Source organism: Alitiscatomonas aceti, from assembly GCF_025567195.1.
Taxonomy (GTDB): Bacteria; Bacillota; Clostridia; order Lachnospirales; family Lachnospiraceae; genus Alitiscatomonas; species Alitiscatomonas aceti.
In genome coordinates this window covers 114,283-140,946 of the sequence record NZ_JAOQJF010000006.1, presented here as the reverse complement: position 1 = coordinate 140,946, position 26,664 = coordinate 114,283, and the positions used below count along the sequence as shown (strand labels likewise).

The 26,664-nt window shown below is 55.0% G+C and carries 22 protein-coding genes and 1 pseudogene; 21 read left to right on the top strand and 2 right to left on the bottom strand.

The window, feature by feature from the left end; all coding sequences use genetic code 11:
• Window positions 1–265: 265 nt before the first annotated feature.
• From nagB to OCV69_RS04725, 5 genes are all read left to right on the top strand, one after another.
• The gene (nagB, locus tag OCV69_RS04745) at window positions 266–1,018 is read left to right on the top strand and encodes a glucosamine-6-phosphate deaminase (RefSeq protein ID WP_158357859.1); all 753 of its coding nucleotides are present in this window, start codon (window positions 266–268) and stop codon (window positions 1,016–1,018) included.
• Window positions 1,009–2,145, top strand: coding sequence for an N-acetylglucosamine-6-phosphate deacetylase (gene nagA, locus OCV69_RS04740; protein ID WP_158357861.1), 1,137 nt, complete (start codon window positions 1,009–1,011; stop codon window positions 2,143–2,145). Before nagB ends, nagA begins: the two co-directional genes overlap by 10 nt.
• Before the next feature lie 258 nt (window positions 2,146–2,403).
• Window positions 2,404–2,616, top strand: a complete 213-nt coding sequence (locus OCV69_RS04735) for a cold-shock protein (protein ID WP_022274068.1) — start codon at window positions 2,404–2,406, stop codon at window positions 2,614–2,616.
• Between the two features lie 172 nt (window positions 2,617–2,788).
• Window positions 2,789–3,223, top strand: coding sequence for a MarR family winged helix-turn-helix transcriptional regulator (locus tag OCV69_RS04730; protein WP_158357863.1), 435 nt, complete (start codon window positions 2,789–2,791; stop codon window positions 3,221–3,223).
• A gap of 79 nt (window positions 3,224–3,302) precedes the next feature.
• On the top strand, window positions 3,303–3,923 hold the full coding sequence (locus tag OCV69_RS04725) for a DUF6198 family protein (RefSeq protein WP_158357865.1): 621 nt from the start codon (window positions 3,303–3,305) through the stop codon (window positions 3,921–3,923).
• 279 nt (window positions 3,924–4,202) lie between these two features.
• Here OCV69_RS04725 and OCV69_RS04720 read toward each other — a convergent pair whose 3' ends face one another.
• Together OCV69_RS04720 and OCV69_RS04715 are read right to left on the bottom strand one after the other, a co-directional pair.
• Window positions 4,203–4,775: a chromate transporter gene (locus OCV69_RS04720; RefSeq protein ID WP_158357867.1), complete on the bottom strand. Its 573-nt coding sequence runs from the start codon at window positions 4,773–4,775 to the stop codon at window positions 4,203–4,205.
• Window positions 4,772–5,332 (bottom strand): chromate transporter, encoded by a 561-nt coding sequence (locus tag OCV69_RS04715; RefSeq protein ID WP_158357869.1) that lies wholly within the window; start codon window positions 5,330–5,332, stop codon window positions 4,772–4,774. The genes OCV69_RS04720 and OCV69_RS04715 overlap by 4 nt, the downstream gene beginning before the upstream one ends.
• Window positions 5,333–5,445: 113 nt before the next feature.
• Here OCV69_RS04715 and OCV69_RS04710 point away from each other — a divergent pair, with 113 nt between their 5' ends.
• The 16 genes and pseudogenes from OCV69_RS04710 (at window position 5,446) to OCV69_RS04635 (ending at window position 26,664) form a co-directional block, all read left to right on the top strand.
• The gene (locus OCV69_RS04710) at window positions 5,446–6,309 is read left to right on the top strand and encodes a LysR family transcriptional regulator (RefSeq protein ID WP_262427713.1); all 864 of its coding nucleotides are present in this window, start codon (window positions 5,446–5,448) and stop codon (window positions 6,307–6,309) included.
• Between the two features lie 163 nt (window positions 6,310–6,472).
• Complete coding sequence (gene uxuA / locus OCV69_RS04705; RefSeq protein ID WP_158357873.1) at window positions 6,473–7,555, top strand: mannonate dehydratase; 1,083 nt, start codon at window positions 6,473–6,475, stop codon at window positions 7,553–7,555.
• Window positions 7,542–9,176 (top strand): mannitol dehydrogenase family protein, encoded by a 1,635-nt coding sequence (locus tag OCV69_RS04700; protein WP_158357875.1) that lies wholly within the window; start codon window positions 7,542–7,544, stop codon window positions 9,174–9,176. The genes uxuA and OCV69_RS04700 overlap by 14 nt, the downstream gene beginning before the upstream one ends.
• A gap of 4 nt (window positions 9,177–9,180) precedes the next feature.
• Window positions 9,181–10,611 (top strand): glucuronate isomerase, encoded by a 1,431-nt coding sequence (gene uxaC, locus OCV69_RS04695; protein ID WP_158357877.1) that lies wholly within the window; start codon window positions 9,181–9,183, stop codon window positions 10,609–10,611.
• Window positions 10,608–11,645 carry a TRAP transporter substrate-binding protein gene (locus tag OCV69_RS04690; RefSeq protein WP_158357879.1) on the top strand — a complete coding sequence of 346 codons (1,038 nt, stop codon included), beginning with the start codon at window positions 10,608–10,610 and terminating at the stop codon, window positions 11,643–11,645. The genes uxaC and OCV69_RS04690 overlap by 4 nt, the downstream gene beginning before the upstream one ends.
• Window positions 11,646–11,654: 9 nt before the next feature.
• A complete protein-coding gene (locus tag OCV69_RS04685; protein WP_158357881.1) occupies window positions 11,655–12,131 on the top strand; it encodes a TRAP transporter small permease in 477 nt (158 codons plus the stop codon).
• A gap of 3 nt (window positions 12,132–12,134) precedes the next feature.
• Window positions 12,135–13,439, top strand: a complete 1,305-nt coding sequence (locus tag OCV69_RS04680; RefSeq protein WP_158357883.1) for a TRAP transporter large permease — start codon at window positions 12,135–12,137, stop codon at window positions 13,437–13,439.
• A 121-nt stretch (window positions 13,440–13,560) separates the two neighbouring features.
• Window positions 13,561–13,977, top strand: coding sequence for a hypothetical protein (locus tag OCV69_RS04675; RefSeq protein WP_262563002.1), 417 nt, complete (start codon window positions 13,561–13,563; stop codon window positions 13,975–13,977).
• A gap of 13 nt (window positions 13,978–13,990) precedes the next feature.
• Window positions 13,991–19,171: a DUF4132 domain-containing protein gene (locus tag OCV69_RS04670; protein WP_158357885.1), complete on the top strand. Its 5,181-nt coding sequence runs from the start codon at window positions 13,991–13,993 to the stop codon at window positions 19,169–19,171.
• Window positions 19,172–19,291: 120 nt separating this feature from the next.
• A complete protein-coding gene (locus OCV69_RS04665; RefSeq protein WP_022274083.1) occupies window positions 19,292–20,572 on the top strand; it encodes a DUF1576 domain-containing protein in 1,281 nt (426 codons plus the stop codon).
• 19 nt (window positions 20,573–20,591) lie between these two features.
• A pseudogene (locus OCV69_RS16960) lies at window positions 20,592–21,029 on the top strand (VanZ family protein); the annotation flags it as partial.
• 120 nt (window positions 21,030–21,149) lie between these two features.
• Window positions 21,150–21,602 (top strand): QueT transporter family protein, encoded by a 453-nt coding sequence (locus OCV69_RS16955; protein ID WP_262563005.1) that lies wholly within the window; start codon window positions 21,150–21,152, stop codon window positions 21,600–21,602.
• A gap of 144 nt (window positions 21,603–21,746) precedes the next feature.
• The gene (gene murC / locus OCV69_RS04650) at window positions 21,747–23,129 is read left to right on the top strand and encodes a UDP-N-acetylmuramate--L-alanine ligase (protein ID WP_022274085.1); all 1,383 of its coding nucleotides are present in this window, start codon (window positions 21,747–21,749) and stop codon (window positions 23,127–23,129) included.
• A gap of 270 nt (window positions 23,130–23,399) precedes the next feature.
• Window positions 23,400–24,443, top strand: coding sequence for a DnaD domain protein (locus OCV69_RS04645; protein WP_262563001.1), 1,044 nt, complete (start codon window positions 23,400–23,402; stop codon window positions 24,441–24,443).
• The gene (locus OCV69_RS04640; RefSeq protein ID WP_022274086.1) at window positions 24,430–25,428 is read left to right on the top strand and encodes an ATP-binding protein; all 999 of its coding nucleotides are present in this window, start codon (window positions 24,430–24,432) and stop codon (window positions 25,426–25,428) included. Before OCV69_RS04645 ends, OCV69_RS04640 begins: the two co-directional genes overlap by 14 nt.
• 57 nt (window positions 25,429–25,485) lie before the next feature.
• Window positions 25,486–26,664, top strand: coding sequence for a ribose-phosphate pyrophosphokinase (locus OCV69_RS04635; RefSeq protein ID WP_022274087.1), 1,179 nt, complete (start codon window positions 25,486–25,488; stop codon window positions 26,662–26,664).

Genomic DNA, 26,664 nt, shown 5'->3' with positions numbered 1-26,664 from the left:
CTCACTGAAAAAGAAATCAACAATCTTTTTCAGAACTGTATCCTCCTGGACTCCTGAGTACTATGTTTTGAGAGAAACGACGGAAGTCAGGTAACATAATGGGACGTGCTTGTCACTGGCTTCATAAGAAAATGTGAGGTTTAGAATTGTTATGAAAGTGCCGGCCTGTTTCTGATGACACAGGGGTAAAAATGTGATACAATCCTTTATGAAAAACATCCTGTATAGGGATGGAGTATGTATAAGGAAAGGAGACTGAAAAATTATGAGAATATACCGTGAAAAGGACTACGACGCCATGAGCCGTCGTGCAGCGAACATTATTTCTGCTGAGGTGATCCGTCGTCCGGACTGCGTTCTGGGCCTGGCAACCGGTTCTACACCCATTGGAACATACAAACAGCTTGCAGCATGGAACCAGAGAGGGGATTTCAGCTTTAAGGAAGTACACTCCGTGAACCTGGATGAGTATAAGGGACTTTCCGGAGACCACGACCAGAGCTACCGCTATTTCATGCAGAAAAATCTGTTTGACCATATTGATATCCTCCCGGAGAATACATATGTGCCCAGCGGCCTGGCAGAGGATCCGGAGGAGGAGTGCAGAAGGTATGATGAGCTGGTAAAATCCTTTGGATATGCAGATCTTCAGCTTCTGGGACTTGGCAGAAACGGCCATATCGGATTCAATGAGCCATCCGATCATTTTGTAAAGGAAACCCATGTGGTGGATCTGACAGAGAGCACCATCGAAGCCAACGCCCGGTTTTTCGCCAGCGCTGACGATGTGCCGAAGCAGGCCCTGACCATGGGCATCGGCTGCATTATGGCTGCCCGCCGTATTCTTCTGATCGCCAGCGGTGCAGATAAGGCTGACGCGATCTATAAGACTGTATGCGGCCCCATCACACCGGAGTGTCCGGCTTCGATCCTTCAGCTCCATCCGGATGTTGTCCTGGTATGTGACGAGGCGGCTCTCTCCAAACTGGAGGGAACGGGGGTAGAAATATGCGGATAACCGGCGGAAGCGTGTTCGACCTGGAACACGGTTTTTGTGAAAAGGATCTTTGCACAGACGGCTCTGTATTTGCGGGGACCAGCAGCGACGGGGAAATTGTGGATGCCTCCGGCTGCTATGTGATCCCGGGGCTGGTGGACGTTCATTTCCATGGATGCGTCGGTGAGGATTTCAGCGATGCGACTCCGGAGGGACTCCAGGCCATGGCAGATTATGAGCTGTCCGAGGGCGTGGCGTATATCTGCCCGGCAGGAATGACCCTGGGCGAGGACCAGCTTTCCCTGATCTGTAAGAATGCCGCAGCCCATAAGGAGAAAAACAGCGGCGGTGCAGAGCTGGTGGGCGTCCATCTGGAAGGACCGTTCCTTTCCAGCGCAAAAAAGGGAGCCCAGAACAGTGACTTCCTGCATGATCCCGATGTGCCCATGTTAAAAAGACTCCAGGCAGACGCCAGAGGTCTTGTGAAGCTGGTGACTCTGGCTCCGGAACAGCCGGGTTCCATGGAATTCATCCAGGCTGCGGCTGAGGAAGGGATCCATGTTTCCATTGGCCATACAGTTGCCGATTACGAAACCGCCAGCGCGGCCTTTGCGGCGGGAGCTGACCATGCCACTCATCTTTATAACGGCATGCCGTCCCTTCATCACCGGGAGCCGGCAGTCATTGGAGCGGCCTTTGATAATAAGAAGGTCATGCCCGAGATCATCTGCGACGGGATCCATGTCCACGGCAGTGTGATCCGTGCCACCTTCGCCATGTTCGGGGCAGAACGCATGATCCTGATCTCCGATTCCCTGCGGGCCACAGGAATGCCCGACGGGGAATATCCCTTCGGCGGCCAGATGATCGAGGTCCATGGAAACCGTGCAACGCTTCTGGGCCATCCGGAGACGCTGGCAGGTTCTGTGACCAGCCTTATGGGATGTCTTCGCCAGGCTGTGAAGTTTGGGATCCCGGTGGCGGATGCGGTGCGTGCGGCTTCTTATAACCCGGCCAGATCCATTGGAATGGAGGACCGGATCGGAAGCCTGACAGAGGGAAAGGAAGCTACGTTTGTCCTGCTGGATAAGGAAACGCTTGAAACAAAGAGGATTGTATTCAAGGGAAAGACGGTAAGCCAGGCGTAAAAAGCCCGTAAAAACAGACTGGCTGAGGCCTGTAAAAAACTCTGGAAAATTACAGGAAAATATAATTGACAGGCAGACGGATTTGTGATATTGTTACAGTAATTCCGATGCATTATTGAACTCACATGCAATTTTGTAAGTCATTTGCACGTTAAATGAATTACAGATGCATGTGAGTTTTCTTGAATAAAGGCCGACAGAAATGTAAGGGGATTTATTGAGGGCAGTGCGGAAAATTTTATTTATGGAGGTACCAAAATGAATAACGGTACAGTTAAGTGGTTCAATTCTGAGAAAGGCTACGGATTTATTTCCAACGACAACGGCGGCGACGATGTATTCGTTCACTTCTCCGCTATCGTAGGCGAGGGCTTCAAGACTCTGGAAGAGGGTCAGAAAGTTACCTTCGATACTGAGCAGGATCCGAAGAACAGCAAGAAGCTGCGCGCTGTAAACGTAGTTAAGTGCTAATTTACCAATGAGAAAAGGCCGCTTTGTCAGGAAACTGACGGGCGGCCTTTTTAGTGGCACGAATGCGTTCTCACAGGCGGAAAGAGGGAACTGTTCCAGGGGCTTGACATTTCTATATAGTTAAGCTATAATAATTATTATGGCTAAAACAAATGAAAAATGGGGGTAGATAATGGAACTGAGAAGGGCACTGGATTCTTTTTATTACAGCACCGCCTTATGCGATCTGCGCCTGATGAACCGGCAGTTCATCGACGAAAATATTACCTACAACAGTCTTCTGTACCTGGAGCTGATCTACGCTATGGACGGACGGCTGACGGCGTCCAAGATCGCGGAGATGCTGTGCGTATCAAAACCAGCAGTAACGCTAAAGATCAATGAGCTGATCCGCCAGGGGCTGGTGGTCAAAACGCCGGATCCCAAAGACCGGCGCCAGAATCTGTTGTCCATCAATGAGGAGGCAGTTCCCAACTACAAAATATATAAAAAACAGGATAGCCTGGCGGTAAAGAAGATCGCAGAAATGTTTTCAGAGGAAGATATTGAAAAGTTCTGCCAGATGCTGAATGTGTTGTCCGACGTGAATTTTTCGGTCCTCGGGTAATGAGGGCGGGCCGTCGTGTCGGAAAGGACCAGGCCGGACGGATCACGGCGGACAGAGATCGTTGTAAAGAAAGGATATTATGGTTTCAAAGAAAAAAATTCAATTAGACAGAAGAAAAATAGCACTGTGTATGATCGGCAGCAGTATCATGGCGTTTGGCCTTTATAACGTCCATTCGCTTTCCGGCGTTACGGAGGGCGGGATCCTGGGAATGACACTGCTGTTAAACTATTGGCTGGATCTTTCTCCTGCCATTACCGGTTTTATTATGAATGCGGCCTGCTATCTGGTGGGCTGGAAGCTTCTGGGCTGGTCGTTTATTCTTTATTCCACCATTGCCGGGTTTACGTTTTCCGCTTCCTATGCGGTGTTTGAGCAGTTCCCGAGACTCTGGCCGGGCTTAGCGGATATGCCGCTGACGGCAGCCATCGTGGGAGCGCTGTTCATCGGTATCGGCGCGGGACTCTGCGTGAGGGCCGGCGGAGCCCCCAGCGGCGACGACGCCCTGGCCATGAGTATCTGCCGTGTTACAAAGAGCGATATCCGGATCCCGTACTTGGCCAGCGACCTGCTGGTGCTGGCGCTGTCCTTATCCTATCTGGATCTGAAGCGCATCGCCGTATCCCTTTTAACGGTGGTGCTGTCGGGCCAGCTGATCGGATTCGTTCAGAATGCGCGGATGCCCCAGGCGGAGGGATAAAGCGGGCAGAGAGAACCACGGCCTGGATATTTTCCCCCAGTACCCAGAACTTTTCAAGTTTGTGGGTGCTGGGGGGATTTTTTTGGCTCTGGCATCCAAAGTCTTTGTATTTTCTTGATTTTTCATGAAAAAAATCCAGGAGATCCGGGCATGGGAGAAAAAGGATACGGATGTGCTCAGAGAGGGAACAGAGAATTATAGATCAGAAACAAAAATCGCTCAGGCCGTGCGGCCGGGGCGATTTTTTGCCTGTTGGCGGGCTTTTTTTCATATCCACATCTACACTGGCAGCCCCAGCCCATAACCAGCGCAGATCCCGATGACGGCTGACAGGCAGATCAGAAGGATCGGATGGACTTTTTTGAAGGCCAGTACGGTCATCAGAAGGAAGATGGCCAGGGAGATGTAAAAGCTCATGCCGCCCAGGACGTCTGTGGAGAAGCCCTGGGGGAAGAAAACGGTCTTTCCAACGGAGAGGACGGCAGTGCCGATGAGGCCGATGACAGCGGGCTTTAGACCAGCCATGCAGCCGCTTACGATCCGGCTGTTCCGGAAGGCCTCAAAGCACCGGGCCACCAAAAGGATGATCAGGAAGGACGGGAGGACCACGCCTAGGGTAGCAAAGATCCCTCCGGGGATCCCGGCCAGCTCCGTTCCCACATAGGTGGAAATATTTACAGCAAAGGGACCGGGGGTGCTTTCGCTGACCGCCACGAAGTTCACAAGGTCAGCGGAGGCCATCCAGCCATGGGATTCCACCTCGGCCTGGATCAGGGGCAGCATGGCGTAGCCGCCGCCGAAGGTGAATGCGCCGATCTTAAAAAATGTCCAGAAAAGCTCCAGATAGATCATGATTCAGCCCTCCTTAAGGAAATGGTGGATGCAAGAAAGCCTGCGGCGGCACAGAGGATCAGCACCAGAAGCACGTTGACGTTCAGGATGGCCGCCAGGATGAAGGAACCGGCCGCAATGGCATAGGAAACCGGATTCTTCGGACACTGGCGGTACATGGACCACAGGGCCTTCAGGATCAGGGCCAGGACTCCGGCGCGGATCCCGAAGAAGGCGTACTGGACCACCTTCATGGACTGGAATTCCCGGAGCACAAAGGCGATGGCTGTGATGACCAGGAAGGACGGGAGGACGACGCCCAGAGTGGCGCAGAGGGCTCCGGTGAAGCCGCAGACCCGGTAGCCCACAAAGGTGGCCGAGTTGACGGCAATGGGACCGGGAGTAGATTCCGCTATGGCAACGATCTCCAGGATATCCCTGTCAGAGATCCAGCCGTGTTTTTCCACTGTTTCCTTCTGGATCAGCGGGATCATGGCGTAGCCGCCGCCGAAGGTGAATGCGCCGATTCTTAGGAAGGTCAGGAATATTTCCAGAAGAGTTTTGTTTCGATTCTCCATACATATCTCCTTTTCGTTGTGTTCCCTATTGTTATAACGGTTTTCTTGACATAAATCAATATATATATTAAAATAAAATATATAAATATTTATTTATGAAAGGAAGAACCAGTATGACGGTCCGCCATATGTACATTTTTAAGACCGTGTGTGAATGCCAGAGCATTACTGCGGCTGCCGGGAAGCTGAATATGACCCAGCCGGCAGTCAGTGTTGCTATAAAGGAGCTGGAAAGCTTTTACCAGGTGAAGCTGTTTGAGCGTATGAACCGCACCATCTATCTGACGGAGGCGGGAAATACCTTAAGGGAATATGCGGATTCTATCCTGGATCAGTTTGAGGAAGCGGAGGCGGTGCTGCGGGACGGAACCTCCATGGCCAGATGCCGTATGGGAGTCAATGTATCAGTGGGAGAAACGTTTCTCCCAGGGATGCTGAAGCTTTTGGAAGAAAAAATACCTGGGATCCATATGGAGGTGCTGGTGGGGAACACCGTGACCATTGAAGAGAAGCTGAATGAGAATGAGATCGATTTTGCGGTGGTGGATGGGCTGAAGGACCAGACCAGGCGGGTGATCCAGCCCTTATTCCGGGGAGAGATGGCGGCGGTCTGCGCCCCCTCCTACGGCCCCCATGGGCCGGTGACTGTGAAGGAGCTGGCGGGGTACCGGCTGCTCCTGCGGGAAAAGGGAAGCGGGAACCGGGTCTGCATTGACGCCATGTTTGAGTCCCACGGATGCAGCGCCAGGCCGGTGGTGGACAGCATCAGCGATCTGAGTCTTTTAAAGCTGGCGGAGGAGGGCTTCGGCATTACGATCCTCCCCAGGGAGCTGGCGGCGGAGCAGCTCGCCGCTGGGCGGCTTAAGGAGGTGAAGCTGACGGACGATACTCTGGAACGTCAGTATTTTATTGCATATAATAAGAAGAAATACCTGACTGGACGGATGAAAGAGGTACTCCAGGTATTGAAGCTGTAAAAATGGCTCCGGGCTCAGGCCCGGGGCTTTATTCTGTTATAAGAAAGAACGTCCTATGATATAAAAACACTCCGCGGGTCTGTGTGCCTGCACATATTTTCTTTCCCAGGCGGCATACTAATCCCAAAGCATATGAATTTTTCAAAAAGCGAGGTTGTATGGGATGGAAATGACACTGCGGTGGTATGGGACAGGGTTTGATACGGTTACTTTAAAGGAGATCCGCCAGATCCCCGGCGTGACCGGGGTCATCACGACGCTTTACGATACGAAGCCGGGAGAAGTGTGGAGCCGGCAGCGGATCCGGGCGCTGAAACAGGAGGTGGAGGCCGCCGGGCTCCATATTTCCGGGATCGAGAGCGTCAATGTCCATGACGCCATTAAAACAGGGGCGGCAGACAGGGATGTGTATATCGGCCGCTATATAGAGACACTGGAAAACCTGGGCCAGGAGGACATTCATCTGGTGTGCTACAACTTTATGCCAGTGTTTGACTGGACCAGGACGGAGCTGGCCCGGCTGCGCCCTGATGGGTCTACGGTGCTGGCCTACACCCAGGAGGCGGTGGACCGGCTGGACCCGGAGACCATGTTTTCCTCCATTGCCGGGGATATGAACGGCACGGTCCTGCCGGGCTGGGAGCCGGAGCGCATGGCCCGGGTAAAGGAGCTGTTTGCCATGTACCGGGACGTGGATGAGGAACGGCTGTTTGAAAATCTCCGGTATTTTCTGGAGCAGATCATGCCCATATGCCGGAAATACGACATCCGGATGGCCATTCATCCCGACGACCCGGCCTGGAGCGTGTTCGGGCTGCCGCGGATCATGACCAATAAAGAAAACGTGCTCCGGATCATGGACATGGTGGACGATCCCCATAATGGTGTGGCCTTCTGTACCGGTTCCTTCGGCACCAGCCGCGCCAACGATCTGCCGGACATGATCCGCGCCCTGAAGGGCAGGATCCATTTTGCCCATGTGCGGAACCTTAAGTTCAATTCCCCCACGGATTTTGAGGAGGCGGCTCATCTGTCCTCAGACGGCAGCTTTGATATGTACCAGATCATGAAGGCCCTTTATGACACCGGCTTTTCCGGTCCCATACGGCCGGACCACGGGCGGATGATCTGGGGAGAGGAGGCCATGCCCGGGTACGGGCTTTATGACAGGGCCCTGGGAGCGGCCTATTTAAACGGCCTTTGGGAGGCCATTGAAAAGGGGGAAAAGGTGAATGGAGCTCAATGAGAAAGGTTTAAGAGAGCGGAAGTGGTGGACGGAGCGGGGATATAAGCTGCCGGAGTTTGACCGGAAGGCCGTCCGGGAGGCCACCGGGCGGGGACCGGTCTGGGTCCATTTTGGTGCCGGAAATATTTTCCGGGCATTTCCGGCCAGGGCAGTCCAGGAGCTTTTGGACCAGGGGATCATGGACCGGGGGCTTGTGGCCGCCGAGGGCTACGATACGGAGATCCTGGAAAGGGTGAACCGGCCCCACGATGAATATTCGGTCCTGGTCACCTTAAAGGCCGACGGAACGGTGGAAAAGACGGTGGTGGGAAGCGTCCTGGCCTCTTACGGCCTGGACGGATTAAAGGAGATCTTCACCATGGACTCGCTGCAGATCGCGTCCTTTACCATCACAGAAAAGGGATATGGCGTTTCCGGAGCTGAGGAGGACTTTAAAAACGGGCCGGACCGGGCCAAAACCTATATGGGACAGGTGGCGGGGCTTCTGTACCGGCGGTTCCTTGCGGGGAGAAAGCCCATTGCCATGGTCAGCATGGACAACTGCTCCCACAACGGGGACCGGCTTTTGGAGGCCATGGAGACGTTTGCCGGAAAATGGTGTGAAAACGGGCTGGCAGACCGGGGCTTCCTGGAATATGTGACAGACCGGAGCCGGGTGGCTTTTCCGTGGACCATGATCGATAAGATCACCCCCAGACCAGGGCAGGATGTGCTTAAGATCCTGGAGGAGGACGGATTAACGGGCATGGAGCCTGTGGTGACGGCAAAAAATACGTATGCGGCTCCCTTTGTAAACGCAGAGGAATGTGAGTATCTGGTGATCGAGGATGATTTTCCCAATGGACGTCCGGCGCTGGAAAAGGCCGGTTTTTTATTCACAGACCGGGAAACTGTGGAAAAAGCAGAGAAAATGAAGGTATGTACCTGTCTGAACCCGCTTCACACGGCGCTGGCGGTATTCGGCTGTCTCCTGGGGTATAAGAAGATCTCCGAGGAGATGAAGGACAGGGATCTGGCCTCCCTTTTAAGGCGGATCGGGTATGAGGAGGGGCTGCCGGCTGTCACAGATCCGGGGATCCTGGATCCCAGGGAATTTCTGGATACAGTGCTTACAGTCCGGTTTCCCAACCCGTTCCTGCCGGATTCTCCCCAGCGTATCGCCACAGACACGTCCCAGAAGCTTTTTGTGCGGTTCGGGGAGACAATAAAGGCGTATATGGAGTCTCCGGATCTGGATATGGACCGGCTCCGGGGGATCCCTCTGGTGCTGGCCGGATGGCTCCGGTACCGGATGGCCGTGGACGATGATGGCAGGCTCATGGAGCTGAGTCCGGATCCCATGGCGGAAAGGCTGGGACGGCGGCTGGAACGGATACAGCTGGGAGGCTGTCTTCAGATGGAGCATATCCGGGGATCGGAGCATGTTCTCCGGCCAGAAGGTGTGCCGGGACCAGAGATCAGGGAAGCTCTCCGGCCGGTCCTGTCGGATGCGGCGGTCTTTGGAGTGGATCTTTTTAAGGCCGGACTGGCAGACCGGGTGACAGAGTATTTCACGGAAATGGCAGCGGGGCCGGGCATGGTCAGAAGGACTCTGCACGCCCTGGGGAAAGGGGAGAAGTGAGACCATGAAGCCGTTTATGGATGAAGAATTTCTTTTGGATACGGACGCGGCCAGGCGGCTGTATCATACGTATGCTGAGCCCATGCCCATCGCCGATTACCACTGTCACATAGACGCCAGGGAGATCTTTGAGGACCGGAGATTTGAAAATCTCACCCAGGCGTGGCTGGGCGGGGATCATTATAAGTGGAGGCTGATGCGGGCCGGCGGGGCGCCGGAGGAACTGGTCACCGGAAATGGAGGCGACTGGGAAAAATTCCAGAAATGGGCCGGGGTCCTGGAACTGGCGGCGGGCAGTCCGCTGTACCATTGGAGCCATCTGGAGCTGAGGCGGTATTTCGGGTACGGCGGAGTCCTCAATGAAAGGACAGCAGAAGAGGTCTGGGCGCTGACCCGGGAGAAGCTTAAGGAGCCGTCCATGGGAGCCAGGGGGCTGATCCGCCAGTCGGGAGTGAAGGTTTTATGTACCACTGACGATCCGGCCGATCCTCTGGAATGGCACCGCAGGCTGGCAGAGGATCCGGGCTTTCCTGTACAGGTCCTTCCGGCCTGGAGACCGGACCGGGCCATGAGCCTGGAAAGAACCGATTATCCGGCGTATCTGGAACGGCTGGAAGCCGCCAGCGGACGGAAGATCCATGATTTTTCGTCTCTCCTGGACGCCCTGAGAGTACGCATGGACTTTTTTGATTCCATGGGCTGTGTGACCGCAGATCACGGCCTTCCATATGTCCCTTATGCGGAGGCGTCCCGGAAAGAGGTGGAAACGATCTTTTCCTGGCGGCTTGCGGGCCGGATGCCGGAAAAGAGGGAGATGGCGGCGTTCCGGACGGCATTTCTGGCTGTGATGGGCCGGGAATACCATAAAAGGGGCTGGGTGATGCAGCTGCATTTCGGCGTGAAAAGAGACAACAGCAGCCGTCTGTATGCGGGCCTTGGGCCGGATGCCGGCGCAGACTGTATCTTAAGCCCTCTGCGGTCCGGGCCGCTGGCGGATTATCTGAACGCCCTGGACCGGACCGGGGAGCTGCCAAAGACCATCCTTTATTCCCTGAATCCGGCGGACAATGCGGTCATCGGCACTCTCATTGGCTGCTTCCAGGGAGACGGTATCCTGGGAAAGGTACAGCAGGGAAGTGCCTGGTGGTTCAATGACCACAAGGATGGCATGGAGGCGCAGTTAAAGAGTCTGGCAAGCCTGGGCCTTCTGGGGAGCTTTGTTGGAATGCTGACGGATTCCAGGAGCCTTTTATCCTATCCCCGCCATGAATATTTCCGGCGGATCCTATGCGGTGTCCTGGGGCGCTGGGTGGAGAACGGGGAGTATCCGGCGGACTGGGAGGCCCTTTCCCGGATCGTCCGGGGGATCTCTTACGAAAATGCGGTGCGGTATTTTGGGTTTTCTGTACCGGGAGCGGAGGCAGTGCAGGTATGAAGAAAGAGAAGTCTGCAAAAAGGAGACTTACGGCGGGCGCGGTCCTGGCAGCCGGGCTTCTGGCGCTTTTAAGCGGCTGCGGGTCCCGGACCGATTCCCGCCGGATCGTCCGCATCGGCCACAACCAGTCGGTGAACCATCCGACCCATCTGGCGCTGACTGCCTTCCAGGAAATGATCGGGGAAAGGCTGGGGGACCGGTTCCGGGTGGAGGTGTATCCCAGCGAGCTCCTGGGCTCCCAGACGGATATGGTACAGCTGACCCAGACCGGGGCCATGGACTTCTGTGTGGCCAGCAACGCCATTCTGGAGACCTTCAGCAAGGATTATGAGCTTTTTAACCTCCCTTACCTGTTCCAGAGCACAGAGGCGTACCATGGGGCCATGGAGGATGAGAAAGTGACGGGGCCTGTTTTTTCAGCCACCAGACAGGCAGGCTTTACGGCGGTGGCCTGGCTGGATGCGGGAACGCGAAATTTTTATACAGTAAAAAAGCCTGTGGAACGGCCGGAGGATCTGCGGGGGCTAAAGATCCGGGTCCAGCAGTCCCCCACCAATATTGAAATGATGCGGCTTCTGGGCGGGTCGGCGACGCCCATGGGCTTTGGGGACGTTTATACGGCCCTTCAGTCCGGCGTCATCGACGGGGCAGAAAATAATGAGATGGCCCTGACGGACAATGGCCACGGGGATGTATGCCGGTATTACTCCTATGACATGCACCAGATGGTCCCGGATCTTCTGATCGGGAACTATGGGTTCCTGGAGAGCCTGACAGAAGAGGAAAGAGCCGTATTTGAGGAGGGCTTTGAAGAGCTGGAGCGGGTGCAGCAGGAGGAGTGGGGGAAGGCTGTGGAGGCGGCCAGGGAGAAGGCGGAAAAGGAGCAGAAGGTGACCTTTCTCTATCCGGACCGGGAACCGTTCGCAGCGGCGGTACTGCCGCTCCATGAGATGGTCCTTGAAAGAAATCCCGCCCTCCGGCCTTTATATGAGAGGATCCGGAAATACAATGAAATGTATGCGTCCGGCCAATAGGAGGAGATCATGGAGAAGATGAGAAACGTTCTGGACCACACCCTGGAGATCCTTTCCGGCGTCAGCTTCCTGGCTATGGTGGTCCTTACCTGCTGGCAGGTATTTACCAGGTATCTTTTAAAAAATCCGTCGTCCTGGTCCGAGGAGCTGGTGTCCTATATGTTCGGGTGGATGGCCTTTTTCGGGGCGTCCCTGGTGACTGGTGAAAGAGGGCACATGAATATCCCGCTGCTGACGGAACGGCTGGGGCCAGGGTTAAAAAAGGGACTGGCTGTTTTCTCTGAGACAGTGGCTCTTCTTTTTTCTGTGGTCATTCTTTTTTATGGAGGGATGAAGATCACAGACCTGGCCATGGGACAAATGACTTCATCCCTGGGGCTTCCTGTGGGCTTCTTTTATGCGGTTCTTCCGGTGAGCGGCGTACTTTGTGTGGTGTATACAGGATTGAATCTCTGGGAGATCCTGAAAACAGGAAGGGAGGGCTGACCCATGGCATGGAACGCACTTTGGACGATCTTAGGCGTGATGCTGGTTTTTCTGGCGCTGGGGGTGCCTATTTCCTATTCCATTGGAATTTCTTCCCTGGCGGCCATTCTGGCGACGGTCTCCGCGGATGCGGCGGTGGTGACGGCGGCCCAGAGGATCTTTGTGGGAATGAGCCGGTTCAGCCTTACGGCCATTCCGTTTTTTATCCTGGCCGGGAACCTTATGAACCAGGGAGGAATCGCCGGACGGCTGGTGGATCTTGTGCTGGCAGTCCTTGGAAGACTTCCCGGTTCTCTTCTGGTGGCAAATGTGGGGGCCAACGCCCTGTTCGGGGCTATTTCCGGGTCTGCGTCGGCAGCCGCTGCCGCCGTGGGAAGCATGGTGCGGGACGGAGAAGAGGAGCAGGGCTATGATCCGGCTCTCTGCGCGGCGTCCAACGGGGCTTCTGCGCCGTCGGGGCTTCTGATCCCGCCGTCCAACGCTCTGATCACATATTCTCTGGCGGCCGGAGGCGTTTCTGTGTCGGCTTTGTTCCTGGCGGGCTATGTGCCCGGTCTTCTGTGGGCCGCCTGCTGTATTGCCGTGGCGGTGGCGGCAGCGGGGAGAAAGGGATACAGGGGAGCCGCCGGAAAATATGACTGGAAGAATCTGGGAAGAGCCGCTCTGCGGGCCATTCCCTCTCTCACCCTTATCGTGGTGGTCATCGGAGGCATCATAGCCGGGATCTTCACGGCCACAGAAGGAGCAGCCATTGCCGTATTATACGCCCTGGTCCTGGGGATCTGCTACGGGAATATCACGGTCCGTTCGTTCTGGCGTATCGTCACCGACAGCGCCAGGATGAGCGGTATGGTGGTGTTTCTCATCGGAGTGTCCAATATCCTGGGCTGGGTCATGGCCTTCACACAGATCCCCCAGGCAGTTTCCGCCGCTCTTCTGGGATTTACATCCAGTCCGGCGGCCCTGCTCCTCATTATGAACGCCGTCCTTCTTCTGGCGGGCACCTTCATGGATGTGACCCCGGCCATTCTTATTTTCACCCCGCTGTTTCTTCCGGTGGTGGAGGCCTTTGGTATGCATCCGGTCCAGTTCGGCCTGATCCTGGTCTACAATCTATGTATTGGAAATATCACGCCTCCTGTGGGGAATACCCTGTTTGTCGCCATAAAGGTGGGAAAGACCTCGCTGTCTGAGGTCATGCCCTATATGCTCTGGTACTACGGAGCCATTCTGTCGGGACTTCTCCTGGTGACGTTTGTGCCGGCTGTCTCCCTGGGCCTGCCATGGCTGACTGGCGTATTAAAATAGAAGAAAAGCGCAGGGGGAACCAGCGGCACGTTATAAAAATGTAAGAAAATAGAACTGGAGTTCGATGAATGGAGTATGATATAATGGGAACATGATAGATCGCCGGAAGGGGGAGACGTGATTGTATACCATAAAAGTTCGGATGCGGAAGCTGGGGAAAAAGAACCAGGGAGCCGTGGAGCCTGTGGAGTTTCTTCTGGAATCCAGACCGGAAACTGTGAAGGAGCTGGTGGAAGGACTGGTATGCCTGGGGGTGCGCCAGTATAACGAGAGGAAGGATACGGGGCAGATCGTTCCCTGGCTGACCAGTAAGACGATCCAGGAGCAGGCTGTGACGGGAAAGATCTCCTTCGGCCTCAGAGGAGGGAACGATGCGGATGCGGACCAGGCGGTGGAGAATGCGGTCCAGTGTTTTGAAGACGGGATCTACCGGATCTTTGCTGATGACGAGGAACTGACGGAGCTGGGGCAGGTGCTCCCGTGGCACGATGGACTTGTATTTACCTTTGTACGGCTGACGATGCTGGCCGGATGGTAAAGGGAGGGAATGTATGGGAGGATTTACCTACGAAACGAGAAAGAAGCTGACGGAGCAGCGGATCCTGGAGGCGAAGGAAGCAGGAAAGGATCTGACCGGAATGGAGAAGAAGCTGCTTCCGGATCCGTATTACTCTGTAAAGACCGAGCCTCTCCAGTGGATGACCAGGGTTCTGGAAAACGGGGAGGCCGGGACATTAAGCGAGATTTATAAGAGGGAGCTGCCGGGCCTGGTGAGGGTCTGCGTCCCGGAGGGCCAGGAAGAGGAGTTTTATTATGCCCTGGACCAGATGAACCAGTTCCAGATGACGGCCGGATGGTACAGAAGGAGTCTGCGGACAAAAGAATATATTCCCTTTGTCCGGCAGAGCGTGAGTCTTTTATGGGCGTATTCCCAGCTTAAATTTTATAAGGCCAGTCTGGCAGAGATCCTGACGGGGAAGACGGATCCTGAGATCTATGACCATGCCAGGACGGAAAGCTGGCCCTATGCCGGGATACTGGCGGCCCAGATCGACCTGGGAAGGGAGGAGACGGTCCGTGCAGTCCGGGAGATCCTGTACGGAGAAAATAATACGGCAATGCTGAGCCACGAAATGATCCGCGGCATCGTCATGAGCAGAGATACCGGGCTTTATAAGGTGCTGGGGGATTTTCTTCTGGCGGCCAGGCTCCAGGAGGGGGCCCGGCAGGCGGTCTGTGAGACCATGGATGCCGGCCGTCCGGAGGCGTTCCTTTCCCTATTCCAGGTGATCGAGGATCATGACCTGATCCGTTTTTCCTCTGTAAAGCGGGCGGTGGGCACCTGGATCGGGATCTTTGATGAGAACAGTGCAGACCGGATCAGCAATAAGCTTCTGCATCTGATGGGAAAGTGCCTGCGGGAGCCGGAGTTCTGTGAGGAGCAGCTCCGCTCAAATGATTCGGTGGCCATCAGCTGCGCCCTCTGGGCCAAAGGCTTTTACGACGCCGGAGCCGGAGTAGAGGCAGTGCTGGAGCTGATAAAGAACGGAACGAAAAACCAGAAGCTGACTGCCTCTTATTTTAACCGCTCCCTGCAGGATCAGAGACTTAGCGCCCGGGCGGCCAGAGAGGTATTTCTTACATATCCGGAGGACCTGGAGCTGATGGCGTGCTATCTTCCAGGTTTTATGGGAAGCCTGTATTCCATCATGTCGGACCTGGTCTGGGGAAAGCGGACGGGATGGTTTTCTGTGGAGCGGGAGGAGGCCTCCGAGCCGGAAAAGCTTCCGGTGACTGCGTATGGACTGTTTGAGAACGAAGAAGAGGCCAGGAAGATCTACGGGATCTTTAAGAATGCCATAGAACGCATCCCCAAAAAGGGCCTGGACCTGGATCCGTGCATCTTCCCCTGGTACCGGGTGACCATGAGCCGGTCCGACCTGGCAGCGCGTATGTGTGTGATCGCCTGGATGCTCCAGGATGAAACGTATCTGGACGAGGCGGCGGCTCTGATCCCAGTGGTGGGCCAGGGCCAGGTATATGGGGCCAGCCGTGCCATGACCGCCCGGCTGCTTTTATACAGACCAGAGAGCCGCGCCAGGAGAGATATCCTGTTTGAGCTTCTCCATAACCCGGAGGAATATACGGTGTCCTCAGCCTTCTGTCTGGCAAAGGCCCTGGAGGATCTGGACGACAGGGATTACCGGAAGCTGGAAGCGAATCTGAAATATAAAAAGGGCCGCACGGAGACCCTTTCCCTGCTGCGCCGCCAGAGTCCGGAAAAGCTCCGGGAATGTGTGGCCAGGCTCCTGGGAGAAAAATCCGAGGAGTGCCATATGGGGGCCCTGGATCTGGCTCTGGGTATGAAGAAGGATGCTCCGGAGGCGTTTGAAGCCCTGCGTCCGGCCCTTGCGGCCTTCCAGAACCCCACGGGAAGGGAGCAGGTGCTTCTGGCCCAGCTGACCGGAAAGGACGGGGATGGAGAAGATATCCTGAAAAAACCAGGCTATGGCTTTTATGATACGAAAAAGGAGTTTGTCCTTCCAGAAATAAAGACGGATATCAAAAAGGCACCGGAGCTGTTTTCATATGGGGAAAAGGAATGCATCCGGGTGCTCAAGGCTTTAAACAGCCTTGTGGAAGCCAATCAGTTTAAGGAGTATACGACAGTCTGGGGAGAGGAAAAGACCCTGGGAGCAGAGCTTGGAAGATGCCGGTGGAGGAATGCGGAGGATCCTGAAATGGGGCCGTTGGACGAGTATCCCTTCCGGGAAATGTGGGAGGAGTTTTACAGAAAAGAGATCCGGTCCACAAAGCTTCTGACGGAGCTGTACCTGTATCAGGCCTGCCGCCAGAGGAAGGGAGATTACCGGAAAAATACGGAGCTTTACAAAAAGGTGTTTGGAAAGGGGCTTTTAAAGAAGCCGCCGTTTACGGAGCTGGTGGAAGGACTCCGGTTCGGAGCCCAGGCAAGGACGGTCATCGACTGCCTGTTTTTCCAATATGTGCCCCGGGAAGAGCTGGTATCGTCGGCGCTGCCTGCCGTTGGAAAGCTGGTTTCCGTTTTAAATGATGAAAATGAGAGCTATGAGGTACAGGAAAGCCGTTGGAATGGTGAAGTGGAACGTGTCTGGAAGCGCTCGGCCGATCTTCCGGTCTTTGCAGAGCTGATCTCCTGGCTGGGGATGGCCGGAGAAGAGGACTGGGGAACTGCGTTTGCCCTGCGGTTCCAGCTAAAGGCCCGGTATGATAAAAGAAGCGGTGAACGGGCTCTGGCCGGATACCAGAGCAGGAAAAATTCCTTCCTGGAGCTTTCGGACCTGGTCCAGTGCTATGTAAGAGGGATCTGGGACAAGGATCTGTTTTATAAGGCAGTGTTTGAATTCCTGGGGATCGGAAGCCTGCTCTCTCCCATCAGCCTCGTGGAACAGAAAGGCGCAGTGGCAGGACGGGACGCCAGGCCCGGGGATCTGGACCGGTTTTTTGGCCGGGGAAAAATAAGACCAGAGGACGGGAAATACCGTTTTGATACCATTGGAGAGGAAATGCCGGAAATGACCCTGGCCCATACGCTTTATAAAGAGATCGTCCCGGCAGTGCTCCAGGTGGAGCTAAAGCGGGGAGAACAGGAGACGCCCTTTTCCAGCTCCATAGGAAGCATCCGTGTGGTTTACGGGATCCCGGTGCTGGTGCAGATCTTAACGGCCCTGGGGAAGGATACGCTGGAGCGGAGCCAGTATTCTTATTATTCGGGCGGGTCCAGCCGCCGTTCTGTCCTGAGCCATCTTCTGAAGGTCTGCCGCCCGGCGCCGGAAGAAACGGCAGCAGATCTGGGCCGCGCGCTCCAGGGGACCGACATCACGAAAAAGCGTCTGGTGGAGATGGCCATGTATGCAGAGCAGTGGATCCCCATGGTGGAGGAATATTTAAACCTTCCGGGCTTTAAGAGCGGCTGCTATTATTTTATGGCCCATACCAGTGAATGGATGGATGAGTACGCCAGGTCTGTGATCGCCAGATATACGCCCTTATCCCCGGAAGAGCTGCGCGACGGAGCCTTTGATATCCACTGGTTTTTTGAGGCGTATGAAAAGCTGGGAGAGGAAAATTTTAAGCTGCTTTACGATGCGGCCAAATATTCCTCCTCCGGAACGGCCCATGGCCGTGCCAGAAAGTATGCGGATGCAGCCCTGGGAAATACCAGGTATGAGGCTCTGGTCCAGGAGATCCGGGAGAAAAGAAATAAGGACCTGCTGATGAGCCTGGGGCTCCTGCCGCTTCCCCAGGACCGGGCGGAGAAGGATAAGATCCTTTTTGAACGCTACCGCTTTATCCAGGAGTTTAAAAAGGAAAGCCGCCGGTTTGGCGCCCAGAGGCGTGCCAGCGAAGGCAGGGCGGCAGAGCTGGCTCTGCGGAATTTAAGCTCTAACGCCGGATTTTCGGATGTGACCCGCCTGGTGCTGCGTATGGAGGCCCATCTTGCAGAGGAATCCAGGGCGTTGTTTGAAGGAGACGTGCTGGAGGATGGAACAAAGATCCGCCTTTTTGTGGCTGAGGACGGGAAGAGCTCCATTGTCTGCGAAAAGGGAGGAAAGACATTGAAGTCTGTGCCCTCCAGGTTTAAAAAGAATGAGACAGTCCTGCGGTATCAGGAGGTCCATAAGCAGCTGAAGGACCAGTACAGCCGCACCAGGCAGATGATGGAGCAGGCCATGGAGGACCGGACGGTCTTTGAAGCCTGGGAGCTTCTGGAACTTCAGGAAAACCCGGTGGCAGGTCCCATTGTGACGCCTCTGGTACTTCTGAGAGCGGACCAGGCGGACAGGGAAGCTGGGCTTTCCGGGGAGCAGCAGGAGGCGGCGCTGGGGCTTCTGACCAGAGAAGGCCTGGTGGACTGGACAGGAGCCATTACCCCAGTCCAGGAGGACACAGGATTTCTCATTGCCCATCCCTGGGATCTTTATGAGAAGGGCTGCTGGCACCAGTACCAGAGGCTGTTATTTGAAAAACAGATCCGCCAGCCCTTTAAACAGGTGTTCCGGGAGCTGTATGTGAAGCTGGAGGAGGAACTGGAAAAGACAGAATCAGCCATGTTTGCGGGAAATCAGATCCAGCCGAAGAAAACGGCGGGGACCCTGCGGACCAGACGCTGGGTGGCCGATTATGAGGACGGCCTCCAGAAGGTCTATTACAGGGAAAATATCGTGGCCCGGATCTATGCCATGGCCGACTGGTTTTCTCCCAGCGATATTGAGGCTCCGACTCTGGAAGCTGTGGTATTTTATGACAGAAAGAGCATGAAGCCTCTGAGGATACGGGAGATTCCCGACGTCATATACAGTGAGGTGATGCGGGATGTGGATCTGGCTGTCAGTACGGCTCATGCAGGAGGCGTGGATCCGGAGACCAGCCGGTCCACGGTGGAGATGCGCAGCGCCATCATCCAGTGCAGCCTGGAGCTGTTCAGGCTGAAAAATGTCCGTCTGGAAAAGACCCATGCGTTCATTGACGGAAAGCTGGGGCAGTATACGGTCCATCTGGGCAGCGGAGTTGTCCATCAGATGGGAAACGCCATGGTATTTGTGGTGCCCGTCCACTCCCAGCACCGGGGACGGATCTTCCTTCCCTTTGTGGACGACGATCCGAAGACGGCGGAGATCCTGTCAAAGATCCTGCTGTTTGCAGAAGACGACCGGATCAAAGATCCCGGGATCCTGTCCCAGATCCGCTGACCGGAAGGCAGCTTCTGGCTGTCCTGTTCGTATTTTTCCTGGAAATTTTGCCCCCGCTGTTTACAGTGGGGGCGTTTTTATAGTAAAATAAACGGGAAATACAAAGAAAAAGGAGAATGTATGGGCAGAAACAGGATATATATACGTGCAGAAAAATTTGGTCTTCTGGCGCTGATCCCGCTGTATTTTATTGTGGTGGGACTGATGATCCAGCCTCTCTCGGACATCATACCAGGACTCTGGCGGATCATAAAAGAGCCGGATTTCCTGATCACCGATTATTTCCTCGTCGGGGGGATCGGAGCGGCGTTCATCAACGCGGGTATTCTTACCCTGGCTGCCATCGGAACCATCTATTTCCTGGGAATGGAGATGGACGGCCATACGATCACATCCAGCTGTCTGATGTTCGGATTTTCCCTGTTTGGAAAGAATCTGATGAATATATGGGCGATCTTACTGGGGGTGTATCTGTATTCCAAATACCATAAGACCCATATGTCCAGATATATTTACATCGGATTTTACGGTACCAGTCTGTCCCCGATCATTACCCAGATCATGTATATCACAGAGCTTCCATACCTGGCCAGGCTGCCATTAAGCATCCTGGTGGGGATCGCCATCGGCTTTGTGCTGCCGCCTCTGGCTACCCATGTCCACTATGCCCATAAGGGCTATTCTCTTTATAATGTAGGCTTTGCCTCCGGTATCATCGCCACAGTGGTGGTTTCGGTGATGAAATCCTTTGGAGTAACGACGGAATCCCGGCTCATCTGGTCCACGGGAAACAACCGGCTCTTTCTCTTTGTGCTCTGCGGCCTGTTCCTGTCCATGATGGGAGGAGCCCTGGTCCTTGGGGGAAAAGAGGTATTTGCCGCCTATGGCCGGATCCTGAAGACCACGGGAATTTCCGGCACCGATTATCTGAAAAGCGAGGGCGGGCCGGCGACCACCTTCAATATGGGGCTGTGCGGCCTGTTCGCCACCCTGTTCGTGGCGGCCGTGGGAGGAGATCTGAACGGCCCCACCATTGGCGGGATCTTTACCATCGTGGGCTTCTGCTCCACGGGAAAGCATCTGAGAAATATTGCCCCCATTATGTTTGGAGTGGTCCTGGGCGGTTTCACCAAGCACTGGCATGTGAACCAGCCGTCTCCTCTGCTGGCGCTTTTATTCTCCACGACCCTGGCTCCCGTAGCCGGGGAATTTGGCTGGATCGTGGGGATCCTGGCCGGCTTCCTCCACTCATCGGTGGCTTTAAATGTGGGCATCGTCTACGGAGGAATGAACCTGTATAACAACGGCTTTGCCGGAGGGATCGTGGCGATCTTTATGGTTCCGGTGATCCATTCCATTGAGGACCGGAGAGCCAGGGCCCGGGGTGAGATCTCCCTGTAAAATGTTTTAGAAAGAGAGTATGCGTATTATGAAAAAATATCTGGCATGGATCCCGGCGCTGGTGATCATGACAGCCATTTTCTGGTTTTCGGCCCAGCCGGCGGACGTGTCCACGGAAATGAGCGACAGCGTTACCAGAGCGCTTTTGTGGACGGCGGAGGCCGTGGGGCTTACGGACCGGCTGTCGCCGGAGCAGGTCCATGATCTGTGCGGTCTCCTGGCCACACCGGTAAGGAAGACTGCCCATATTACGGAATTTGCGGTGCTCCATCTGACTGTTTTATTCGCCCTGTTCCAGTGGGAGCTTCCCTGGAAGAAATGGCTGAAGGCCGCCCTGGCGGTGACCGTGGCTTATGCCTGCACCGATGAACTTCACCAGCTTTTTGTACCGGGCCGGGCGGGAATGGTCACAGACGTTCTGATCGACAGTACGGGAGCGGCCCTTATTACGGGGCTTTTATGGATCGTCGGAAGACGGCGGGAAGGAACGTCTGGGGAAGACGGAACGGTCTGGGCGGCAGGGAGGCCGGAGGACAGGAGCCGCCGGTTCCCGGGGCCGGACAGCCGCGTAAAGCAGATGGTCCAGGGAGCGGCCATCGCCGCGGTCTATGTGGTCCTGACCATGGCCTTCCGTCCCATCAGCTTCGGGCCGGTCCGGTTCCGGATCTCTGAGGCCCTGTGCGTCCTTCCATACTTTACCCCGGCGGCGGTGCCCGGGGTATTTTTGGGCTGCCTGATCTCCAATCTCCTGGGCGGGGCCGCAGCCCTGGACATGGTATTCGGGAGTCTTGCAACGCTGATGGGAGCCGTGGGCTCCCGGCTTTTCAGAAAAAACCGGTATCTGGTCTCCCTTCCCCCCATTGCAGCCAATACGCTGATCATTCCGTGGGTATTAAAATACGCCTATGGCTCTGGGGACATGGTATGGTTCATGATGATCACCGTGGGTGCCGGGGAGATCCTGGCCGTTGGGATCCTGGGCCAGATTCTTCTGGGAGCGCTGGAACCATACCGGGAGGAGCTGTTTTAGCGCCAAGAGGCATCCGCCCCGGGAGAGCGGAGGTTCCTGGCGGCAGAAGCGGCCTGAAGAGCAGGGATCCAGGGCCTGGATCCTATGGATTTTCTGCTTTTTATGTGCTATGATAAAGGTGAATATACCGAGAGGAGCAGATACATGTATCATATAGATTTTGAACGTCCCTGCCATGTGCATTTTATCGGCATTGGCGGGATCAGTATGAGCGGTCTGGCGGAGATCCTGCTGGAAAGGGGATTTACCGTATCCGGTTCCGACGCCAGGGAGTCGGAGCTCACAAAGAAGCTGGAGGCCCACGGAGCAAAGCTCTTTTACGGACAGAAAGCGGAGAATATTATGGAAGGGACCGACGTAGTGGTCTATACGGCCGCAGTCCATCCCGACAACCCGGAATATGCAGCCGCAGCGGGACGGTCCATCCCGATCCTTACCCGGGCGGAGCTTCTGGGCCAGATCATGAGAAATTATAACCAGTCGGTGGCCGTGGCGGGAACCCATGGAAAGACCACCACCACATCCATGCTGACGGAGATCCTGATGGAGGCACGGAAGGACCCCACCATTTCCGTAGGGGGGATGCTGGACGCCATCGGCGGCAATATCCGTGTGGGCGGCCCGGAGATGTTCGTGACCGAGGCCTGTGAATATACCAACAGCTTCCTGTCCTTTTTTCCCACCATGGAGATCATTCTGAACATCGAGGCGGACCATCTGGATTTCTTTAAGGATATCGACGATATCCGGAACTCCTTCAGGCGGTTTGCAGGGCTTCTGCCAGAGGATGGCATCCTGATCATAAACAGCGATATCCGGGAATATGAGGAGATCTGTAAAGGACTTCCGTGCCGGGTGATCACTGTGGGAAGCGATCCGGTAAGGAGCAGGTACAGCGCGGCCCATGTGGCCTTTGACGAAAGCGCCTGCGCGTCCTATGAGCTTCTGGAGAACGGGAAGAAGGTCTGCACGGTCGTCTTAGGCGTGCCGGGAATGCACAATGTGTATAACTCCCTGGCAGCCTTTGCCGCAGCCCGGGAGCTGGGCGTGGACGATGGGGATATCTGCGCCGGCCTTCTGGCTTACCGGGGCACCCACCGCCGGTTTGAGAAAAAGGGTGTATTGAACGGCGTTACCATCATCGACGATTACGCCCATCATCCCCAGGAGATCGCGGCCACCCTTTCCACGGCGGAGAATTATCCCCACCGGGAGCTGTGGTGCGTGTTCCAGCCCCATACGTATACCAGGACCAGGGCGCTGATGGATGATTTTGCCGAAGCCCTTTCTGCTGCGGATCATGTGGTCCTGGCAGACATTTATGCGGCCAGAGAGACCGATACCCTGGGGATCAGCTCCTCCATGCTGGCGGAAAAGATCGCCGGTCTTGGAACAGATGCCTGGTATTTCCCCAGCTTTTCAGAAATTGAAGAATTTCTTCTGGAAAAATGTGGATCCGGCGACCTGTTGATAACTATGGGGGCCGGAGATATAGTAAAAGTGGGGGAAAATCTCCTTAAGAAGTAAGTTATCCACAATATCCACAGAGTTTTCAACAGTTAGCCGAAGAAAACCCTGTGGATTTTTTTATTTACATAACTGGTAAGAGACAAATGTGGAAAAGTTAGGAAATACAAGGGATACGACAATTTTCGTGGAAATTCCCCAGGATTATGCCGCAGGCTTATCCACGTTATCCACAATATCCACAATCCAGATTGTGGATGATTCCGCCTATTTCCTTTTGGGTAGAGCTGTGTTATGATGGAAACAGGAAAGTTGTGAGGGTGAAGGATCATGAATTTAGGGATGAAAAACAAAATGGCATTCCAGGGGACTGTGGTATCCAATGCATTTATCGACACATATATGACGGCGGCCAATGGGGAATATGTGAAGGTATTCCTTTACCTGCTGCGCCATGAGGGGGAGGAGGTCACCGTGTCTGCCATTGCCGACGCCCTGGACCATACAGAGGCGGACGTGAAGCGTGCCCTGGCCTATTGGGAGGAAGCCGGCCTTCTGGAGCGGGAGGGAGACGGAGGCCGTCCGGAGTCCCGCCAGAGCGCGGAAAAGGAAGCGGCGGCGGCCAGGGATGTGGAGATCCCCGAGGAGGGAAACAGCTGCGACCGTATGGAGCGCCTTTCCGGGGATGAGGAGTTTACAGCCCTTTTATACGCGGTCCAGCAGTATCTGGGCAAGACCTTTACCCAGATCGAATGTGAAAAGTTTGCTTTTTTTTACGACGGCCTTAAGATGTCCGGGGATCTTCTGGAGTATCTGGCGGAGTACTGTGCCGGAGGCGGCCATTCCAGCATCCGGTATATTGAGAAGGTGGCCTTAAACTGGTATCAGATGGGGATCCATACCAGGGAGGAGGCCAGGGATTACACCATGCGGTATTCCCGGGACACATCGGCAGTAATGAAGGCCTTCGGGATCACAGGGCGGAGCCCGGCCACGGCGGAGACAGAATTTATGAAGCGGTGGTTTAAGGAGTTTGGCTTTGACTGTAAGCTGGTGACAGAGGCCTGCGGAAGGACCATAAAGGCCACAGGAACGGCCAGCTTTCCCTATGCCGACAAGATCCTCACTGGCTGGAAGGAAGCCGGGGTAAAGACCCTGGGGGACGTGGAGGAGCTGGACCGGAGGCGGCAGGCGTCGAAACGACAGGACCGGCGGGAGCCGGGAAACGGCAGAGGCCAGGAGACGGGAAGAAAGCCCGCCGGTTCCAACCGGTTTAAGAACTTTGAGGAACGGACCTATAATTATGAGGATTATGTATGGGAAGATATGAGAAGGAGACAGCAGAAGGGAGGAAGAATGGATGGCACTGAGTAATTCCCAGTTTGACGCCATCATGCGGGTGTACAACCAGCGCCAGTTTTTAAATAAGCGCCGTCAGGATGAGCGGATCCGGGAGGTGTATGAAAGGATCCCCCAGGTGGAGGCGCTGACGGATGAGATCGCCGCCGCCATGGCCCAGGCGGCCAGGAGAAAGCTTCAGGGGGACGAGGACGGGGCCAGGGCCTTCAAAGAGGAAGCCTCTCTTTTGAAGGAGCAGAAGAGAAAATACCTGCAGCGGGCGGGCTATCCGGACGACTATATGGAAATGCAGTACCACTGCCCCTGCTGCCGGGACACAGGCTTTGCAGACGGAAAAAAATGCCGCTGCTTCCGCCAGATGGAGATCCAGGTCCTTTATGACCAGTCCAATATCCGGGAAGTGCTGGAACGGGAGAATTTCGATACCCTTTCCATGGAATACTATGACAGGGAGCGGATCGACGGCCGGGTGGGAATGACGGTGTACGATTACATGTCCATGGTCATCGGCGAGTGCAGAGCCTATGTGGAAAACTTTGGCCGGGAAAAGGGAAGTATCCTGTTCACCGGGAGCACTGGCTGCGGAAAGACCTTCCTCAGCAACTGCATTGCCCGGGAGCTTTTAAGACAGTGCTATTCGGTGGTGTACCTGACGGCCACAGACATGTTCGATATCCTGTCGGAAAGCCGCTTCGGCGGCCGGGACGGGGAGGAGGTAAGGGACCGGGCGGCCTATATCCTGGACTGTGACCTTCTGATCATTGACGACCTGGGGACGGAGCTCATCAATACCTTTACGGCCTCCCAGCTCTTTTACTGCATCAACGAGCGGCTTACAAAAAAGCTGGGCACCATTATCTCCACCAATCTGGCCTTAAGCCGGATGCAGGACGAATTTACGGAACGGGTCACCTCCCGGATCATGAGCCAGTACAAGGTCCTGCCCCTTCTGGGCGAGGATCTCAGGCTTCTGCGGCGCGGTTATGGGAAACAAGGTTGACGAAACGGCGGATTTTGTTATAAAATGTAGTTCAGCGCAGAAAAATGGAGGAAAAATATGCTTTACGAAGAAAAACAGATAGAGACGATCCCGGTGGGCCCTCTGGGGCTGATCCCCTTAAAGAGCTGTGAGACCCTGGGAAAAAAGGTAGACGCCTGGCTGACCGGGTGGAGGAACGAGCGGGAAAGCGAGCATAAGTCCACCATCGCGTTTGCAGGCTACCAGAGGGATTCCTATATTGTCGGGGCCAGGACTCCCAGATTCGGATCCGGCGAGGGCAAGGGCGAGATCCTGGAATCCGTCCGCGGCGACGATCTTTATATCCTGGTGGACGTGTGTAATTACAGCCTGACGTATTCCTTAAGCGGGATCCAGAACCATATGTCCCCGGATGATCATTATCAGGACCTGAAGCGTGTGATCGCCTCCGTAGGCGGAAAGGCGAGACGGATCAACGTGATCATGCCGTTCCTTTATGAGAGCCGCCAGCACCGGAGAACGGGCCGCGAATCCTTAGACTGTGCCCTGGCGCTCCAGGAGCTGACCAGCATGGGCGTGGAGAATATCATTACCTTTGACGCCCACGATCCCCGGGTGCAGAATGCGATCCCCTTAAAGGGCTTTGAGACGGTGCAGCCCATTTACCAGTTCATCAAGCATCTGTTAAAGCATGAAAAGGACCTGCAGATCGACAGCGACCACATGATGGTCATCAGCCCCGACGAGGGAGGAATGGGACGGGCTGTGTTCTTTGCCAACGTGCTGGGACTGGATCTGGGCATGTTCTATAAGCGCCGCGATTACACAAAGATCATCAATGGCCGCAATCCCATCGTGGCCCATGAATTTTTAGGGGCCAGCGTGGAAGGAAAAGATGTGATCATCATTGACGATATGATCTCTTCCGGCGAGAGCATGCTGGACACAGCCAAGGAGCTGAAGCGGAGAAAGGCCAGAAAGGTTTTTATCTGCACCACCTTCGGACTTTTTACCAACGGCCTTAAGAAATTCGACGAATATTATGAAAACGGCGTCATCGACCGGGTGCTGACCACCAATCTGATCTATCAGACGCCGGAGCTTTTATCGAAGCCATATTATATCGATGTGGATATGAGCAAATATATCGCTCTCATTATTGACAACTTAAACCATGACTCCTCTTTGAGCGAGCTTTTAAATCCCACAAAGAGGATCAACCGGCTTCTGGAACGGTACCGGGCCGGGGAAAGATAA

Bases quoted from the DNA above. Each gene is read 5' to 3' on its own strand.
- OCV69_RS04645 (WP_262563001.1), top strand. From the start codon at position 23,400: ATGAATTTAGGGATGAAAAACAAAATGGCATTCCAGGGGACTGTGGTA.
- OCV69_RS16955 (WP_262563005.1), top strand. From the start codon at position 21,150: ATGGTCCAGGGAGCGGCCATCGCCGCGGTCTATGTGGTCCTGACCATG.
- murC (WP_022274085.1), top strand. From the start codon at position 21,747: ATGTATCATATAGATTTTGAACGTCCCTGCCATGTGCATTTTATCGGC.
- OCV69_RS04715 (WP_158357869.1), bottom strand. From the start codon at position 5,332: ATGGAGAATCGAAACAAAACTCTTCTGGAAATATTCCTGACCTTCCTA.
- OCV69_RS04735 (WP_022274068.1), top strand. From the start codon at position 2,404: ATGAATAACGGTACAGTTAAGTGGTTCAATTCTGAGAAAGGCTACGGA.
- uxuA (WP_158357873.1), top strand. From the start codon at position 6,473: ATGGAAATGACACTGCGGTGGTATGGGACAGGGTTTGATACGGTTACT.
- OCV69_RS04730 (WP_158357863.1), top strand. From the start codon at position 2,789: ATGGAACTGAGAAGGGCACTGGATTCTTTTTATTACAGCACCGCCTTA.
- OCV69_RS04690 (WP_158357879.1), top strand. From the start codon at position 10,608: ATGAAGAAAGAGAAGTCTGCAAAAAGGAGACTTACGGCGGGCGCGGTC.
- OCV69_RS04685 (WP_158357881.1), top strand. From the start codon at position 11,655: ATGGAGAAGATGAGAAACGTTCTGGACCACACCCTGGAGATCCTTTCC.
- OCV69_RS04725 (WP_158357865.1), top strand. From the start codon at position 3,303: ATGGTTTCAAAGAAAAAAATTCAATTAGACAGAAGAAAAATAGCACTG.
- nagB (WP_158357859.1), top strand. From the start codon at position 266: ATGAGAATATACCGTGAAAAGGACTACGACGCCATGAGCCGTCGTGCA.
- OCV69_RS04640 (WP_022274086.1), top strand. From the start codon at position 24,430: ATGGCACTGAGTAATTCCCAGTTTGACGCCATCATGCGGGTGTACAAC.
- OCV69_RS04710 (WP_262427713.1), top strand. From the start codon at position 5,446: ATGACGGTCCGCCATATGTACATTTTTAAGACCGTGTGTGAATGCCAG.
- OCV69_RS04670 (WP_158357885.1), top strand. From the start codon at position 13,991: ATGGGAGGATTTACCTACGAAACGAGAAAGAAGCTGACGGAGCAGCGG.
- OCV69_RS04680 (WP_158357883.1), top strand. From the start codon at position 12,135: ATGGCATGGAACGCACTTTGGACGATCTTAGGCGTGATGCTGGTTTTT.
- OCV69_RS04700 (WP_158357875.1), top strand. From the start codon at position 7,542: ATGGAGCTCAATGAGAAAGGTTTAAGAGAGCGGAAGTGGTGGACGGAG.
- OCV69_RS04635 (WP_022274087.1), top strand. From the start codon at position 25,486: ATGCTTTACGAAGAAAAACAGATAGAGACGATCCCGGTGGGCCCTCTG.
- OCV69_RS04720 (WP_158357867.1), bottom strand. From the start codon at position 4,775: ATGATCTATCTGGAGCTTTTCTGGACATTTTTTAAGATCGGCGCATTC.
- uxaC (WP_158357877.1), top strand. From the start codon at position 9,181: ATGAAGCCGTTTATGGATGAAGAATTTCTTTTGGATACGGACGCGGCC.
- nagA (WP_158357861.1), top strand. From the start codon at position 1,009: ATGCGGATAACCGGCGGAAGCGTGTTCGACCTGGAACACGGTTTTTGT.
- OCV69_RS04665 (WP_022274083.1), top strand. From the start codon at position 19,292: ATGGGCAGAAACAGGATATATATACGTGCAGAAAAATTTGGTCTTCTG.